The organism is Pseudomonas nitroreducens, assembly GCF_024170165.1.
Classification (GTDB): domain Bacteria; phylum Pseudomonadota; class Gammaproteobacteria; order Pseudomonadales; family Pseudomonadaceae; genus Pseudomonas; species Pseudomonas nitroreducens_C.
Genome location: NZ_JALJXP010000007.1, coordinates 343,323 through 359,301 on the forward strand (window position 1 = coordinate 343,323; position 15,979 = coordinate 359,301).

A 15,979-nucleotide genomic window follows, 5' to 3' on the forward strand; every position below is an offset into this window, starting at 1 on the left:
CCGCTTATTGGGCAGCCTTGGCGAGCCACTCCAGGGCATCCGCCACGCTGTAGAACGAACCGAACACCAGGATCTCGTCATCGGTGCCCGCCGCATCGCATTGCGCCACCAGCGCCGCGGCGATATCGCCATGGCAGCTGACCTGCGCCCCGCGAGCCTGCAGCGCGGCTTCCAGCTCTGCGGCCGGTCGGCTGCGACCGCTGGGCAGCGGCGCGACGGCCCAATCCTGCACCAAGCCGAGCAAGGGTTCCAGTACGCCGTCGAGATCCTTGTCCGCCAGCAGACCGAACACCGCATGGCGCACACCCTTGGGCGGCGCCGCGCGCAAGCGGCTGGCGAGGTATTGCGCCGCGTGCGGATTATGCCCGACGTCGAGCAGCAAGTGGCGCTCTTCGCCGTGCCATTGCACGGTGCGGCGATCCAGGCGACCGGTCACGCGGGTACGCTGCAGCGCGGCGACCAGTTGCTCGGACTGCCACGGCAGATCCAGCAGGGCATAGACCTGCAAGGCCAGCGCCGCGTTCTCCATCGGCAGGTCGAGCAGCGGCAGGTTGTGCAGGCTCAGCGCTTCGCCGGTGGCGGAGCGCCCGCGCCAGTGCCAGTCGCCCTCGCCCATCGCCAGGTCGAAGTCGCGACCGCGCAGGACCAGCGGCGAGCCGAGCTTGCGCGCCTGCTCCATGATCGGCGCCGGCGGTTCCAGGTCACCGCAGACCGCAGGCTTGCCGGCGCGGAAGATGCCGGCCTTCTCGAAGGCCACGCTTTCGCGGGTATCACCCAGCCAGTCGGCGTGATCGATGCCGATACTGGTGACTGCCGCGATGTCGGAGTCGATCAGGTTGACCGCATCCAGGCGACCGCCCAGGCCGACTTCCAGCACCACCGCATCGAGGTGGGCGCGCTCGAACAGCCAGAAGGCCGCGAGGGTGCCCATCTCGAAGTAGGTCAGGGAAATTTCGCCGCGGGCCGTCTCAACGGCGGCGAAGGCTGCGCAGAGCTCCTCGTCGCTGGCCTCGACGCCATCGATGAGCACGCGCTCGTTGTAGCGCAGCAGATGCGGCGAGCTGTACACGCCGACGCGCTGGCCCTGCTCGCCGAGCAGGGCGGCGAGGAAGGCACAGGTGGAACCCTTGCCGTTGGTGCCGGTGACGGTCACCACGCGGGGCGCGGGGCGCCCCAGGCCAAGCCGGCCAGCCACTTCACGGGAGCGATCCAGCCCCATGTCGATAGCCGTGGGGTGGAGTTGTTCGAGATAGCTGAGCCAGTCGGCAAGGGTACGTTGGGTCATCCTGCGAGCGCGGTACTTGGAGTGTGGGTGAATTTGGCCAGCAGGCTGGCGAGCCGCTGACGCATTTCTGCACGGTGGACGATCATGTCGATGGCGCCGTGCTCCAGCAGGAACTCGCTGCGCTGGAAGCCTTCCGGCAGCTTCTCGCGCACGGTCTGTTCGATCACCCGCGGGCCGGCGAAGCCGATCAGGGCGCGCGGCTCGCCGACGATCACATCGCCGAGCATCGCCAGGCTGGCGGACACGCCACCGTAGACCGGATCGGTCAGCACGGAGATGAACGGAATACCTTCTTCGCGCAGGCGAGCCAGGGCGGCGGAGGTCTTGGCCATCTGCATCAGGGAGATCAGCGCTTCCTGCATGCGCGCGCCACCCGAAGCGGAGAAGCAGATCATCGGGCAACGGTTTTCCAGGGCATAGTTCGCCGCGCGCACGAAGCGCTCGCCAACGATGGAGCCCATGGAGCCGCCCATGAAGGAGAATTCGAAGGCGCTGACCACAACCGGCAGGCCCATCAGCTTGCCGCTCATGGAGATCAGCGCGTCCTTCTCGCCGGTATCCTTCTGCGCGGCCGTCAGGCGGTCCTTGTACTTCTTGCTGTCGCGGAACTTCAGGCGGTCCACCGGCTCCAGCTCGGCGCCCAGCTCCTCGCGGCCTTCCTCATCGAGGAAGATATCGATGCGCGCGCGGGCGCCGATACGCATGTGGTGATCGCACTTGGGGCAGACGTCGAGGGTCTTTTCCAGCTCCGGACGGTACAGCACCGCCTCGCAGGACGGGCACTTGTGCCACAGGCCTTCCGGAACCGAGCTCTTCTTCGCCTCGGAACGCATGATGGAAGGGATCAGCTTGTCTACCAGCCAGTTGCTCATGCTCACGTCTCCAGTGCAGGGGCACAGCGCGGTGGGTTGCGCGTGCCTCTGAGCAAATTCATCGTCGCGGTTTCGACCTCAAGGCCGGAACCCCTCGCAAACAAAGGCGCCGCCTGGGGCGTCGCCACGGATACAGCTCTCGATGCGGGCCGCCGGCGGACAAGGTTGTCAGCACCGACGACGCCCAGCGCCACCCGCAGGTGGCGATTGGGTAGTGGACGGCGGCGGGCCGCTCGTCGTCACATGAAGATTCCGCGTCAGGCCACCGAACGACACTGGGCGATGAAGTCGCGGATCTTCTGCGCATCCTTGATGCCCTTGCTTGCCTCCACCCCGCCGCTCACATCCACGGCGTAAGGGCGCACCTGGGCAATGGCATCGGCCACGTTGGCCACCGTCAGGCCACCGGCCAGGATCAGCGGACGCTGCACATCCTTCGGCACCAGGGACCAGTCGAAGGCCAGCCCGGTTCCGCCAGGAATACCCTCCACGTAGGTATCGAGCAGGAAGCCACTGGCCTGTGGATACTTCGCAATCTGCGCCGCCACGTCGTCACCCGGCTTCACGCGCAGGGCCTTGAGGTAGCGCTTGTGCCAGCCGGAGCAGGCCTCCGGCGTCTCGTCGCCGTGGAACTGCAGGACGTCCAGCGGCACCGCGTCGAGGATTTCCCCCAACTCGCAGCGACTGGCGTCGACGAACAGGCCGACGGTGCTGACGAAGGGCGGCAACGCGGCCACGATCGCCCGCGCCTGCTGGATGCTCACCGCACGCGGGCTCTTGGCGTAGAACACCAGGCCGATGGCGTCGGCACCCGCCTCGGCGGCGGCCAGGGCATCCTCGACTCGGGTAATACCGCAGATTTTGATGCGAACGGCGGACAAGATGCAGCAACCTTCAGGCAATTGATCGATCGATGGTAGCAAATGACCCTGGCATCGTCAGCCAAAGGTATCCGGCAAACTTGAAAGGAAATGTGGCCCCAGGTAGCGCTCGGGCAACACGAACTCCTCCGGGTATTCCACGCTCACCAGGTACAGCCCGTAGGGGTGCGCAGTGATACCGCTGGCGCGCCGATCGCGCGCGGCCAGCGCCTCCGCCGCCCACTCCACCGGGCGCTCGCCGGCACCAATGGTCATCAGCATCCCGGCAAAGTTGCGCACCATGTGATGCAGGAAGGCATTGGCACGGACATCCAGCACGATGAAGCGCCCATGCTCGATCACCTCGAGATGGTGCACCGTCTTGATGGCCGACTTGGCCTGGCACTGCACCGCGCGGAACGAGGTGAAGTCGTGGGTACCGACCAGCGCCTTCGCCGCTTCACGCATGCGCGAGACATCCAGCGGACGGTGGTTCCAGGTGACTTCCTCGGCCATATGCGCCGGGCGGATCTGGTCGTTGTAGATCACGTAGCGATAGCGCCGTGCCATGGCAGTGAAGCGCGCATGGAAATGCGCCGGCATCACCTTGGCCCAGGTCACGCTGATGTCGTTGGGCAGGTTGGCATTGGTGCCCATGACCCAGGCGATGAGCGAGCGCTCGGCGGTGGTGTCGAAATGCACCACCTGCCCGCTCGCATGCACCAGGGCATCGGTGCGCCCCGCGCACATCAGCGAAACCGGATGGTCAGCCACCCGCGACAGGGCTTTTTCCAGCGCGCCCTGCACGGTCGGCACTCCATTTTCCTGGCGCTGCCAACCGCGATAACGCGAGCCTTTGAATTCGACGCCCAGGGCAATCCTGGAAACGCCAACGGCGGCCGATTCGGCCGCCGCTGAGGGTACTGCTTCAATCATCTATCTGGAGCCTTCCGGCTCAGGCGATACGCCCGAGCAGTTCGCGAGCTTCCTGCTGCTGGTTGTCGTTACCCTCGGTGATGACTTCATCGAGGATGTCGCGGGCGCCTTCGGTGTCGCCCATGTCGATGTAGGCACGCGCCAGGTCGAGTTTGGTGGCCGCCTCGTCAGCGCCGGAGAGGAAGTCGAAATCGTCTTCATCATCGGCACCGTCGCCCGGCAGGTCCAGATCGCCTGCGGCGAAGCTCTCTTCCGCCAGCGATTCGACGGGAGCCTGCGGCTCGTCGTTCTGCGCGGAGAGACGGTCCAGCTCGGCACTGACCTCGTCCAGTTGGGCGGCGAAGCTATCGTCGGCCTTGGCAGGCGCCGGCTCATCATCCGCCAGGGACAGGTCGAAATCGTCCGGCAGATCGTCGGCTTGCGGCGCCTTGTTCTCGATATCCAGGCTGAACTCCTCGGGGCTCACGCCGGACAGCGATGCGGTGTCGTCGTCCAGACCCAGCAGGAAGTCGTCTTCCGCCGAAGCCAGGGTGGAGTGGGCGTCTTTCTCCAGACCCTTGTCCAGGTCCAGGGAAAAGTCGCTCAGGTCGTCGACCAGCGACGGGGCCTCGACCTTGGCGACCGGCTCTTCCGGCAGATCCAGATCGAAGGCGAAGTCGTCCTCGGCCTTGGTGCTCGGCGCTGCGGCAGGCGCACCGCCCAGGCTCAGGTCATCATCCAGGTCGAAGCTGCCGAAGGACAATTCGTCGTCCTGCTGCACAGCCGGAGCGGCGGGCTTGTCGCCACCCAGCTCGAGGTCGTCCAGCGCCAGGTCGAAGGCGTCATCCAGATCATTGTGCGACTGAGTGACGGGCTCGGCCGCTGGCGGAGTCGGCTCCACTTCGAAGTCGTCCAGGCTGAACCCATCGAGATCATCACCGGCCGCTGCTGCGGCAGCGGCCAGGCCACCACCCACGGCAGCCAGGGTGACCATGCCCGGGTAGCGGGACTTGAGCTGCTCGACCTGCGGCTCGGCGCCGCCGATTTCACGCAGTTCGTTTTCCTGGCGGGCGAAACCTTCGCGGTCGCCGATCTCGGCATAGACCTCCATCAGTTTCACGCGCAGGTCGGTGCGCTGCGGCTCGTCATAGATGGCGCCCTGCAGCAGTTCGGCAGCCTGGTTGAAGCGGCCGTAGGCGATGTAGATGTCCGCCTCGCCCAGCGCATCGCTGGTCTGCGCAGCCACACGCTCGGGGGCAGTCTGAGCCGGGGCGGCGACTTCGGCGGCCTGCGGTACGTCCAGGGTGTCCAGTTCGCTGCCGGCGAGGGCCAGATCGTCGTCCAGGTGCGGCTCGTCGTCACCGGCGTAGGCAGCAAGCCCTTCCTGCTCCTTGGCGGCACGGCGACGGGAAATGATCATCAGCAGGACCAGCAGGGCCAGCAGCGCGCTACCGGCGATGGCGCCCAGCCAGATCGGATTGGCGAGGATCTCGTCGACGAGGCTGGTCTCGGCCTGCGTGGCCGGCGCGGCAACGGGAGCCGGAGCCGGCTTCTGCGCTTCCGGCGCGGGGGCTGCTGCAGCTGGAGCCGGTGCGGGCGCCGGAGCCGGTTGCGGTGGCGCCTCGGCGGCAGGGGCCGGCGGAGTGCCCGCATCGCCACCCGGAGCCGGTGCGGCCGGTTGCTCTGCGACCGCAGGAGCCGGCGGAGTGGCCGGCTGGGCAGCCGAGTCAGCGCCCGGCACTGGAGCCGGAACGGCAGCGGCGCCATTGGCGGCGGCAGCCTTGTCATTGCCCAGCTCGCTCTGCAGCTTGGCCAGCTGTGCATCCTTCAGCGCGATGAGCTTCTGCAGCTTGTCCATCTGGCTCTGCAGGTCGGTCATGCGGCCGGTCAGCTCGTCGTTCTCGCGACGGGTGCTGTCGAGGCTTTCCTTGGTGACGGCCAGCTTGTCCGCGACGGCCTGGCCGTCCTTGCTGCCCTTGTCGCCACCCTTGGGCTTGCCGCTCTCGCCGGAGAGCAGGCGCAGGCTGTCCTTGGTTTCGGCCTGGGCCGGGGCGTTGCCGGCGCTGGCGCGCGGCGTGGCGTCCAGCTGGCGGGCGCCGCCGGTGGGCAGGCTGCGGCCTTCACGCCAGGCGGTGTATTGCTGGCTGACTTCGGCAGCGGCATCCGGCTGGGTGCGGGCCTTGATCTGCTCGGCGTCGGGCAGGCGCAGCACCTGGCCGCTCTTCAGGCGGTTGATGTTGCCGCCGAGGAAGGCGTCGGGATTGAGGTCCTGGATCGCCAGCATGGTCTGCTGGACGGAAACGCGGCCATCCGGGCGCGCACGGGCGGCGATCTCCCAGAGGGTGTCGTTCTTGCCGGTGCGGTACTCATTGCCTTCCAGGCGGCGCGAAGAAGCTGCCGGAGCTGCCGGAGCGGCACGCTCAGCGCTGGGAGCAGGCGTTGCACGCGGCGCAGCGGGAGCGGCCGGGCGCGCCATCGGAGCGGGAGCGGCCATCGGCGCGCGCGGCACGGCGGCGGCGGTCTGCGGCGAATACATCGGCGGGTCCAGCAGCACGGTGTACTCACGCAGCAACCGACCATTGGGCCAGAGCACTTCCACGAGGAAGTTCAGGTAGGGTTCCTGCACCGGCCGGTCGGAGGTCACGCGAATGACGCTCTTGCCGTTGGGCTTGACGATGGGAGTGAATTTCAGCCCGGTCAGGAAGTACTGACGGTCGACGCCGGCCTTGTTGAAGTCTTCCGGCGAAGCCAGCTTCGGGATTACCTCGGCCGCGGACAGGTCACGAACTTCGACCAGTTCGATTTCGGCATCCAGCGGCTGGTTCAGCGCCGAACGCAGGTGGATATCCCCCAACCCCAGCGCATGTGCCATGCCCGAGGTCAGTGCCGAAGCAGCTGCGATTGCCTGCACCAGTTTGCGAAGCCGGACCATATAGTAATCCCTTGTTTTAATAGCTTTTTTCTGGATTAGAACAACGTCTAACGGGCGCCGCTGCCCACTACACTGTCCGTTTTCACGGCAGTGCTCTCCCCTGTCAGCGACGTTCCCGGCCAGTATTGCCAAGCTAGAATACTTCTTCAAATATTCGGTAAGTATCTTTTACAGATAGTGTTTTATCAACAATTCGCCCAAGTTCACAGCATTCAGGGCTGCGCCTTTTCTCACATTATCTGACGCAATCCACAAATTCAGTTCGCACGAATCTGTCAGACCGGTCCGTAGGCGACCGACGTAAACACTATCCTGCCCCTGTGCATCACCGATGACAGTCGGGTAATCGCCTTCCACCAGCTCGATGCCTTCGGCAGCGTCCAGAGCGGCGCTGACCGCCGCCAGGGAAACCGGGGCCGCCGCCTTGATGGAAAGCATCAGGGTATCGCCAAAGAATACCGGCGCCAGACTGCAGGTCACGTTCAGGCCGTTCTTCAGTTCGGGGAACAGCACCGCGAGCTCTGCCGCGATGCGGCGCTCGACCAAGGAATAGCCCTGTTCGTCGACGCCGCCCAGTTGCGCCAGCATGTTGAAGGCGAACTGGCGATCCACCAGCCGCGGCTCCAGCGGACGCGCATTGAGCAGCTCGGCGGTCTGCCGCGCCAGCTCCTGCACACCCTCGCGCCCCAGCGCGGAAGCGGACAGGCAGGCGCTTACCGTGACCTGGCGAAGTTCCAGCACGCCACGCAGCGCGGCGAGCACTTCGGCAACCTCGGCGGCCGGTGCTGCCGGGGCGGCAATCAGAGCAGGAAGTTGCAGGGCCTCGACAGCGTCGCCGTTCACGCAGGCCTGGGCCAGCAGCGCGGCGGCATCATTCAGCGACGCACCACTGAGATCGATCACGCTGCAACCGGCCGCACGGGCGCGCGCCGCACAGTCGGCAGCGGCGTCAGCAGCCACGGAAAGGAAGACCAGGCGCACTTTGGCGAAGTCGAAATCATCGAGCTTGCCGACCCGGATGTTGCGCCCACGGAAGGCAATCGACTTGCCGGCGGATTCGCCGCTGGCCAGCAGATACAGGTTGGCGACGGGGAAGTCGCGCTCTTCCAGCAGTTCGACCAAAGCCTCGCCAACGAGTCCTGTGGCGCCTACTACGGCGATGTCGAGTGTTTCAGGCATCCGGGGTCTCACAATCGGTGGGTAAAGTAGCGCAGCACTTTACTGCCCCCACCGGCGACGAAGCAATCGAGGGCTCCGCCGCCTATCGCCGCAGCTCAGGGGCGCGGCGCGCCCTCCGTAGCCTGGGCGGTCAGCGGCGCCGTTACCTGGGCGACGTCCCCGGCCGCAGCCTGCGGATTGCCTGCCTGCGGAGCAGCCTGGGTCTTGGCGCGATCCTGCTCGGCCAGACGCGCGATCAGGCCGGCAATCTGCGAGTCCTTCAACTCGATCAGCTTGTTCAGTTTCTGGGTCTGGCTTTCCAGGTCGGAAATCCGGCTGCGCAGCTCATCACCTTCGCGGCGCGCACTGTCCAGGCCTTCCTGAGCCACGGCCAGTTGCTCGGCCTCGACCTTGCCCTGGTCCTTGCCCGGCTGGCCGGAGATCAGGCGCAGGTTGTCGCGCTCTTCGGCTTTCGCCGGCGCACTGCCCGCCTCCGCCTTGTGGGTGGCATCCAGCTGGCGCCCCTGCTGGGCCAGTTGCGGATTGCGCCTGGCCTTCCACTGCGAATTCTGGGTTTCCACGTGAGCCACGGCCTGGGCATGGCTCTGCTCGCGAACCTGCTGCTCGCTGGGCAGGCGCAGCACCTGGCCGACCTTCAGGCGATTGATGTTGCCATCGACGAAGGCATCGGGGTTCATCTGCTGCATCGCCGCCATGGTCTGCATGACCGACACGCTGCTGGACGGCCGGTTGCGCGAGGCGATGTCCCACAGCGCGTCGTTGCGCTGGATGCGATAGCTGTCGGCCGGCGCATTGGCTACCGACGGCACCAGCGGTTGCGCCTGCGGCGCGCGAACCGCAGCCACCGGCGCGATGGCCGGCGGCGTCACCGGGCTGGCCACATAGCTCGGCGGGTCCAGCAGCAGGGTGAACTCGCGCACCAGTCGCCCCTGCGGCCAGACCACCTGGAGGACGAAGTTCACGTAGGGCTCGCGAATCGGCTTGGACGAGCTGACGTGAATGACGCCACGGCCATTCCTGCCGACATCGGGGGTGAATTTCAGCCCGCTGGTGATCACGTTGCGGTCCACACCCAGGCGCTCGAAATCTTCTGCCGAGGCGAGGCTGACCACAACCTCCTCGGAGCTGAGGTCGGCCACGCCGCGCAGGTCGATATTGGCCGAGAGGGTCTGCCCCAGCACGGCCCGCGAAGAAATGTCGCCCAGTTCCAGGGCGCCTGCCATGCCCGGCATGAACGCCGCGGCGACTGCCGTCGCCAACCACAACCTGTGTAACCGAGCCATCCTCTCCCCCGCTGCTTGCTTGCCGTCGGCCGACGCGAAAAGGCGCGCCGAAACCTGTCCCCATGGACGGGCTGCGAGGATAGCGACTGGTTCCCGGTGGCTTTTCCGGGTGCGTCACAGAAACTGGCGCCAAAGAGCCGGCAACCGGACAGACTGGCGTTTTTGTGCAGCGGTTCACCTACACACAGGGAACTTCTCGTGCTCCACAAAGCACGACGCCGGCTCAGGGCCGGCGTCGCGGGGTTCACACTCAGGAGCGGATCAACGCTCGAGCAGGATGCGCAGCATGCGACGCAGCGGCTCGGCGGCCCCCCACAGCAGCTGGTCACCCACGGTGAAGGCGCCCAGGTACTGAGTGCCCATGTTGAGTTTGCGCAGGCGGCCGACCGGAACGCTCAGGGTGCCGGTGACGGCCGCCGGAGTCAGTTCGCGCATGCTGATCTCGCGCTGGTTCGGGATCAGCTTCACCCAGGGGTTGTGCTGGCTGATCAGGCCTTCGATGTCCGCGATGGGCACATCCTTGTTCAGCTTGATGGTCAGCGCCTGGCTGTGGCAGCGCATGGCGCCGATGCGCACGCAGATGCCGTCCACCGGGATCGGGTTCTTGAAGCGGCCGAGGATCTTGTTGGTCTCCGCCTGGCCCTTCCACTCTTCGCGGCTCTGGCCGTTGGGCAGTTCCTTGTCGATCCACGGGATCAGGCTGCCGGCCAGCGGCGCGCCGAAGTTCTCGGTGGGCATGGCGTCGCTGCGGATGGCTTCGGCGACCTTGCGGTCGATGTCGAGGATGGCACTGGACGGGTTGGCCAGGTCATCGGCGACGGAAGCGTTGATGGCGCCCATCTGCTTGATCAGCTCGCGCATGTTCTGCGCGCCGGCGCCCGAGGCCGCCTGATAGGTCATGGCGCTCATCCACTCGACCAGGCCGGCTTCGAACAGGCCGCCCAGGGCCATCAGCATCAGGCTGACGGTGCAGTTGCCGCCGATGTAGTTCTTGGTGCCGGCGTCCAGCGAGTTGTCGATGACCTTGCGGTTCACCGGGTCGAGGACGATGACCGCGTCATCCTGCATGCGCAGGCTGGAAGCGGCGTCGATCCAGTAACCCTGCCAGCCGGCTTCGCGCAGCTTGGGGAAGACTTCGCTGGTGTAGTCGCCGCCCTGGCAGGTCAGGATGACGTCGAGGGTTTTCAGTTCCTCGATGCTGTAGGCGTCCTTCAGGGGGGCAATGTCCTTGCCAATGGACGGACCTTCGCCACCCACGTTGGAGGTGGTGAAGAACACCGGCTCGATCAGGTCGAAGTCCCGCTCTTCCAGCATCCGCTGCATGAGCACCGAACCCACCATGCCACGCCAACCGATCAGACCTACACGCTTCATCGCTACTACACCTTCAAATATTTAGAGGGCCGTCGTTCCCGCCTTCCTGCAGAAGCGCGGGAACGAGCGAGCCGGACAGATTACAGATTCCGCAGTGCTGCGACTACCGCGTCGCCCATTTCGCGGGTGCCGACCTTGGTGCAGCCTTCGGACCAGATGTCACCGGTACGCAGGCCCTGGTCGAGCACCAGGCTCACGGCCTTCTCGATGGCGTCGGCGGCGGCGCCTTCGTTGAAGGTGTAACGCAGCATCATCGAAACCGAGAGGATGGTCGCCAGCGGGTTGGCGATGCCCTTGCCGGCGATGTCCGGGGCGGAACCGTGGCACGGTTCGTACATGCCCTTGTTGTTGGAATCCAGCGAGGCAGAGGGCAGCATGCCGATGGAGCCGGTGAGCATGGAAGCCTCATCCGACAGGATGTCGCCGAACATGTTGTCGGTGACCATCACGTCGAACTGCTTGGGTGCGCGGACCAGTTGCATGGCGGCGTTGTCGACGTACATGTGCGACAGCTCGATGTCCGGGTAGTCCTTGGCGACTTCCTCGACCACTTCACGCCACAGCTGGCTGGAAGCCAGGACGTTGGCCTTGTCCACCGAGCACAGCTTCTTGCCGCGCACGCGGGCCATGTCGAAGCCGACGCGGGCGATGCGGCGGATTTCGCTTTCGCTGTACGGCAGGGTGTCGTACGCCTGGCGCTCGCCGTTCTCCAGCACGCGCTGCTCGCGCGGCTGGCCGAAGTAGATGCCGCCGGTCAGCTCGCGGACGATGAGGATGTCCAGGCCGGCAACCACTTCGGGCTTCAGGCTGGAGGCATCGGCCAGTTGCGGGTAGAGGATGGCCGGACGCAGGTTGCCGAACAGGCCCAGTTGCGAGCGGATTTTCAGCAGGCCGCGCTCGGGGCGGATGTCACGCTCGATCTTGTCCCACTTCGGGCCACCCACGGCGCCCAGCAGCACGGCGTCGGAAGCGCGCGCGCGCTCCAGGGTCTCGTCCGCCAGCGGTACGCCGTGCTTGTCGATGGCGGCGCCGCCGATCACGTCTTCGGTCAGTTCGAAGCCCAGGGCGAACTTGTCGTTGGCCAGCTCCAGCACCTTGACCGCTTCGGCCATGATTTCCGGGCCGATACCGTCGCCGGGGAGAACCAGAATCTGTTTGCTCATCGCTTGTTTCCTTCGGAAAAGTTTAAAAGCCGCAGGCTCCTGCCCGGAGCCTGCGGCTTGAAGCTTGCAGCCGTTATTTGATGGCCCAGAGCACCAGCACGTCGGTGCTGAAGGAACCCTCGGCGTCGATCTCGAAATACTCGCGCACCTCGTCGCCCATCGAAAGCTGCAGGGCACGAATGGCCTGGCGCATCACTTCGGGGGTGCGCATGCGCTCGACCCAGGACGTGAACTCCAGGCGCAGGCGCTGGCGCTGGCGCTTCTGCGCAGTCACCGCAAGACCCGCCTCCCCCACTAAACGCGCCCACTCCGACGGGGAGTAGTCACGCACGTGGCTGGTGTCGCGCAGGACCTCGACAGTTTGCAGATAGGTATCCAGCAGCGGCAAGCCCGGCGCGGCGACATCGATGAAACAGGCCACGCCGCCCGGTTTGAGCACCCGGCGCACTTCCCGCAGCGCCTGGCCGACATCCCGCCAGTGGTGCGCGGAATAGCGGCTGAAGACGAAGTCGAACTCGCCGTCGTCGAACGGCAGCTGCTCGGCGGCGCCACAGCGCGTGGCGATGTTGGCCAGGCCGCGCTCGGTGGCGGCCGAGGCCACCACGTCGAGCATCTGCTGGGACAGGTCGTAAGCCACCACCTCGCCGGCCAGCGGCGCGACGTTGAAGCTCACGTGCCCTGCCCCGCAGCCCAGGTCCAGCACGCGTGCACCAGTAGTCGCCGACAGTCGCTCGCGTAGCTGGGCGAATTCCTCGCCCTGGGCGTGTACGGCGCTGGTCAGGTAAGCGTTGGCCTGGGCGCCGAACTGGCGCTGGACCACTTGCTCGTGGCGACTCTCGGTCATGGTGCTCTCCTTACAGAGTGATGCGGCGCCGGTCAGGCGTCGCGGAACAACCAGGGTTGGTTCTGCTTGTAACCACCTTCGAAACTGCGGATGGCCTCGGCGTCCTGCAGGGTCAGACCGATGTCGTCCAGGCCATTGAGCAGGCAGTGCTTGCGGAACGCGTCCACTTCGAAGCTGTACTGCTTGCCGTCCGGGCGGGTCACGGTCTGCGCGGCGAGGTCGACGGTCAGCTGGTAACCCTCGGTGGCTTCGCACTGAGCGAACAGCTCGTCGACTTCTTCGTCCTTCAGGATGATCGGCAGCAGGCCGTTCTTGAAGCTGTTGTTGAAGAAGATGTCAGCGAAGCTCGGCGCGATCACGGTGCGGAAGCCGTACTCGTCCAGCGCCCACGGCGCGTGCTCGCGGGAGGAACCGCAACCGAAGTTCTCACGGGCCAGCAGCACGCTGGCGCCCTGGAAGCGCGGGAAGTTGAGGACGAAGTCCTTGTTCAGCGGACGCTTGGAGTTGTCCTGGTTCGGCTGGCCCACGTCGAGGTAGCGCCACTCGTCGAACAGGTTCGGGCCGAAGCCGGTGCGCTTGATCGACTTGAGGAATTGCTTGGGGATGATCTGGTCGGTGTCGACGTTGGCGCGGTCGAGCGGCGCGACGAGACCGGTGTGCTGGGTAAAGGCTTTCATGTTCGGTCTCCTCAGGCCTGCATCAATTCACGTACGTCGATGAAACGACCGGTCACGGCAGCCGCGGCGGCCATCGCCGGGCTCACCAGGTGGGTGCGACCACCAGCGCCCTGACGACCTTCGAAGTTGCGGTTGGAGGTGGAAGCGCAATGCTCGCCGCTCTCCAGGCGGTCCGGGTTCATCGCCAGGCACATGGAGCAGCCCGGTTCACGCCATTCGAAGCCGGCTTCGATGAAGATCTTGTCCAGGCCTTCCTGTTCAGCCTGGGCCTTCACCAGACCCGAGCCCGGCACGACCAGCGCCTGCTTGACGCTGGCAGCGACCTTGCGGCCCTTGGCCACGGCGGCGGCGGCGCGCAGGTCTTCGATCCGCGAGTTGGTGCAGGAGCCGATGAACACACGGTCCAGCTGGATATCGGTGATCGCCTGGTTGGCGTTCAGGCCCATGTACTTCAGCGCACGGACGATGGAGTCGCGCTTGACCGCATCGGCTTCGGCCGCCGGGTCCGGCACGTTCTGGTCCACCGCGAGGACCATCTCCGGGGAAGTACCCCAGCTGACCTGCGGCTTGATGTCTTCGGCACGCAGTTCGACGATGGTGTCGAAGTGCGCATCGGCGTCGGAAACCAGGTCGCTCCAGGCTTCCACGGCCTTGTCCCAGTCTCCGCCCTGCGGCGAGAACGGACGGCCCTTCACGTATTCGACGGTCTTCTCATCGCACGCCACCATGCCGACGCGGGCGCCCGCCTCGATGGACATGTTGCAGATGGTCATGCGGCCTTCCATGGACAGGTCGCGGATGGCGCTGCCGGCGAATTCGAGGGCATGGCCGTTGCCGCCCGCGGTGCCGATCTTGCCGATCACCGCGAGGACGATGTCCTTGGCGGTCACGCCGAAGGGCAATTTGCCTTCCACGCGGACCTGCATGTTCTTCATCTTCTTGGCGACCAGGCACTGGGTGGCGAGCACGTGCTCCACCTCGGAGGTGCCGATGCCATGGGCCAGCGCACCGAAGGCGCCGTGGGTCGAGGTGTGCGAATCGCCGCAGACCACGGTCATGCCCGGCAGGGTCGCGCCCTGCTCCGGGCCGACCACGTGGACGATGCCCTGGCGGACGTCATTCATCTTGAATTCGAGGATGCCGAAGTCGTCGCAGTTCTCGTCCAGGGTCTGGACCTGGATGCGCGACACTTCGTCGGCGATGGCCGCCAGGCCGCCCTTGCGCTCGACCTGGGTGGTCGGCACGTTGTGGTCCGGGGTCGCGATGTTCGCGTCGATGCGCCACGGCTTGCGGCCGGCCAGGCGCAGACCTTCGAAGGCCTGCGGCGAGGTCACTTCGTGGAGGATGTGGCGGTCGATGTAGATGAGCGACGAACCATCGTCACGGCGCTTCACCTCGTGCATTTCCCAGAGTTTGTCGTAGAGCGTCTTGCCGGCCATCAGAGAGTCCTCATCAGCGTCTTTCTATGCCCCTTGGGCTTGTGGGGATGATCCTATGGAAAGGCACCGAATAACTCAAATTCATATTTTTTATCCAAAGGATTCCCACGAGGAATACGGTGCGTTATAAAAGTCGGGCGCCGCTTCCAGAGCGCAGGGAGTCGACATGGACCTGACCAGCCTCAACACCTTCCTCGCCATCGCCGAATCCGGCAGCTTCTCCGAAGCCGGCGAGCGTCTGCACCTGACCCAGCCGGCGGTGAGCAAGCGCATCGCCGCCCTGGAGAACCAGCTGGGAGTGCGTCTGTTCGACCGCGTTGGCCGCGAAGTGACCCTCACCGAGTCCGGCCGCGCCCTGCTGCCGCGCGCCTACCAGATCCTCAGCGTGCTGGACGACACCCGTCGCGCCCTGACCAACCTCAATGGCGAAGTGAGCGGCCGGCTGGTCCTGGCCACCAGTCACCACATCGGCCTGCACCGCCTGCCACCGCTGCTGCGCGCCTTCACCAAGGCCCACCCGCAGGTGGCGCTGGACATCCAGTTCTGCGACTCGGAAGTGGCCTACGAAGAAATTCTCCACGGCCGTGCGGAACTGGCCGTGATCACCCTCGCCCCGGAAACCGCCGAGCCGGTGCGCGCCGTACCGGTGTGGGACGACCCGCTGGACTTCGTCGCCGCCCCCGAACACCCGCTGTCGGTGCAGGGCCCGGTGTTCCTCGCCGACGTGGCGCGACACCCGGCGGTGTTCCCCGGCGGCAACACCTTCACCCACCACATCGTGCGCCGCATGTTCGAAGCCGAGGGCCTGACGCCGAACATCGGCATGAGCACCAACTACATGGAGACCATCAAGATGATGGTCTCCATCGGCCTGGCCTGGAGCGTGCTGCCGCGCACCATGCTCGATGACAGCGTCGTGCGCCTGCCGCTGCAGGACATCCAGCTCAGCCGCCAGCTCGGCTACATCCTGCATACCGAGCGCACCCTGTCCAACGCCGCACGGGCCTTCATGCGCCTGCTCGACGCCCAGGCGGGCGGGCTTGCGCCTGTCGCGGCCTAACCTCTATTGTTCTGACAGAACTAGAAGAAGGGGCCCGAATGCCCGTCCGCACACCCGTTCGCGTTAGCCGGCCCCACTTGGCCGGCGCCGCCAGAC

Annotated in this window: 13 protein-coding genes; 1 reads left to right on the forward strand and 12 read right to left on the reverse strand. The window is 65.9% G+C overall.

All coding sequences use genetic code 11. The features are described 5' to 3' along the window. Positions 1-4: 4 nt before the first annotated feature. The 12 genes from folC to leuC form a co-directional block, all read right to left on the reverse strand. Positions 5-1,285 (reverse strand): bifunctional tetrahydrofolate synthase/dihydrofolate synthase, encoded by a 1,281-nt coding sequence (gene folC / locus J2T47_RS16670; protein ID WP_253448938.1) that lies wholly within the window; start codon positions 1,283-1,285, stop codon positions 5-7. Beyond that, entirely contained in the window at positions 1,282-2,157 is an 876-nt protein-coding gene (gene accD / locus J2T47_RS16675) for an acetyl-CoA carboxylase, carboxyltransferase subunit beta (RefSeq protein WP_045211873.1), read from the reverse strand. Before accD ends, folC begins: the two co-directional genes overlap by 4 nt. 257 nt (positions 2,158-2,414) lie before the next feature. Further along, entirely contained in the window at positions 2,415-3,038 is a 624-nt protein-coding gene (locus tag J2T47_RS16680) for a phosphoribosylanthranilate isomerase (RefSeq protein WP_081519369.1), read from the reverse strand. 57 nt (positions 3,039-3,095) lie between these two features. Beyond that, a complete protein-coding gene (truA, locus tag J2T47_RS16685; protein ID WP_253448941.1) occupies positions 3,096-3,953 on the reverse strand; it encodes a tRNA pseudouridine(38-40) synthase TruA in 858 nt (285 codons plus the stop codon). A 19-nt stretch (positions 3,954-3,972) separates the two neighbouring features. Next, positions 3,973-6,864: a FimV/HubP family polar landmark protein gene (locus J2T47_RS16690; RefSeq protein ID WP_253448944.1), complete on the reverse strand. Its 2,892-nt coding sequence runs from the start codon at positions 6,862-6,864 to the stop codon at positions 3,973-3,975. Positions 6,865-7,032: 168 nt separating this feature from the next. Then, positions 7,033-8,043 carry an aspartate-semialdehyde dehydrogenase gene (locus tag J2T47_RS16695; RefSeq protein ID WP_253448947.1) on the reverse strand — a complete coding sequence of 337 codons (1,011 nt, stop codon included), beginning with the start codon at positions 8,041-8,043 and terminating at the stop codon, positions 7,033-7,035. 95 nt (positions 8,044-8,138) lie between these two features. Beyond that, on the reverse strand, positions 8,139-9,326 hold the full coding sequence (locus tag J2T47_RS16700) for a type IV pilus assembly protein FimV (RefSeq protein WP_253448951.1): 1,188 nt from the start codon (positions 9,324-9,326) through the stop codon (positions 8,139-8,141). Positions 9,327-9,587: 261 nt separating this feature from the next. Beyond that, positions 9,588-10,700, reverse strand: a complete 1,113-nt coding sequence (gene asd / locus J2T47_RS16705) for an aspartate-semialdehyde dehydrogenase (RefSeq protein WP_045211887.1) — start codon at positions 10,698-10,700, stop codon at positions 9,588-9,590. Positions 10,701-10,780: 80 nt separating this feature from the next. Beyond that, on the reverse strand, positions 10,781-11,863 hold the full coding sequence (gene leuB / locus J2T47_RS16710; protein ID WP_253448953.1) for a 3-isopropylmalate dehydrogenase: 1,083 nt from the start codon (positions 11,861-11,863) through the stop codon (positions 10,781-10,783). A 73-nt stretch (positions 11,864-11,936) separates the two neighbouring features. Further along, positions 11,937-12,707, reverse strand: coding sequence for a class I SAM-dependent methyltransferase (locus J2T47_RS16715; RefSeq protein WP_253448957.1), 771 nt, complete (start codon positions 12,705-12,707; stop codon positions 11,937-11,939). Between the two features lie 32 nt (positions 12,708-12,739). After that, the gene (leuD, locus tag J2T47_RS16720) at positions 12,740-13,384 is read right to left on the reverse strand and encodes a 3-isopropylmalate dehydratase small subunit (RefSeq protein WP_253448960.1); all 645 of its coding nucleotides are present in this window, start codon (positions 13,382-13,384) and stop codon (positions 12,740-12,742) included. Positions 13,385-13,395: 11 nt separating this feature from the next. Continuing rightward, positions 13,396-14,823: a 3-isopropylmalate dehydratase large subunit gene (gene leuC / locus J2T47_RS16725; RefSeq protein ID WP_253448964.1), complete on the reverse strand. Its 1,428-nt coding sequence runs from the start codon at positions 14,821-14,823 to the stop codon at positions 13,396-13,398. Between the two features lie 166 nt (positions 14,824-14,989). Here leuC and J2T47_RS16730 point away from each other — a divergent pair, with 166 nt between their 5' ends. Further along, the gene (locus J2T47_RS16730; protein WP_253448966.1) at positions 14,990-15,883 is read left to right on the forward strand and encodes a LysR family transcriptional regulator; all 894 of its coding nucleotides are present in this window, start codon (positions 14,990-14,992) and stop codon (positions 15,881-15,883) included. Positions 15,884-15,979: the final 96 nt, after the last annotated feature.

Excerpts from the sequence above, each read along its gene's own strand:
- leuB (WP_253448953.1), bottom strand. The coding sequence starts at position 11,863 with ATGAGCAAACAGATTCTGGTTCTCCCCGGCGACGGTATCGGCCCGGAA.
- accD (WP_045211873.1), bottom strand. The coding sequence starts at position 2,157 with ATGAGCAACTGGCTGGTAGACAAGCTGATCCCTTCCATCATGCGTTCC.
- leuC (WP_253448964.1), bottom strand. The coding sequence starts at position 14,823 with ATGGCCGGCAAGACGCTCTACGACAAACTCTGGGAAATGCACGAGGTG.
- folC (WP_253448938.1), bottom strand. The coding sequence starts at position 1,285 with ATGACCCAACGTACCCTTGCCGACTGGCTCAGCTATCTCGAACAACTC.
- J2T47_RS16690 (WP_253448944.1), bottom strand. The coding sequence starts at position 6,864 with ATGGTCCGGCTTCGCAAACTGGTGCAGGCAATCGCAGCTGCTTCGGCA.
- J2T47_RS16715 (WP_253448957.1), bottom strand. The coding sequence starts at position 12,707 with ATGACCGAGAGTCGCCACGAGCAAGTGGTCCAGCGCCAGTTCGGCGCC.
- leuD (WP_253448960.1), bottom strand. The coding sequence starts at position 13,384 with ATGAAAGCCTTTACCCAGCACACCGGTCTCGTCGCGCCGCTCGACCGC.
- J2T47_RS16700 (WP_253448951.1), bottom strand. The coding sequence starts at position 9,326 with ATGGCTCGGTTACACAGGTTGTGGTTGGCGACGGCAGTCGCCGCGGCG.
- J2T47_RS16730 (WP_253448966.1), top strand. The coding sequence starts at position 14,990 with ATGGACCTGACCAGCCTCAACACCTTCCTCGCCATCGCCGAATCCGGC.
- truA (WP_253448941.1), bottom strand. The coding sequence starts at position 3,953 with ATGATTGAAGCAGTACCCTCAGCGGCGGCCGAATCGGCCGCCGTTGGC.
- asd (WP_045211887.1), bottom strand. The coding sequence starts at position 10,700 with ATGAAGCGTGTAGGTCTGATCGGTTGGCGTGGCATGGTGGGTTCGGTG.
- J2T47_RS16695 (WP_253448947.1), bottom strand. The coding sequence starts at position 8,043 with ATGCCTGAAACACTCGACATCGCCGTAGTAGGCGCCACAGGACTCGTT.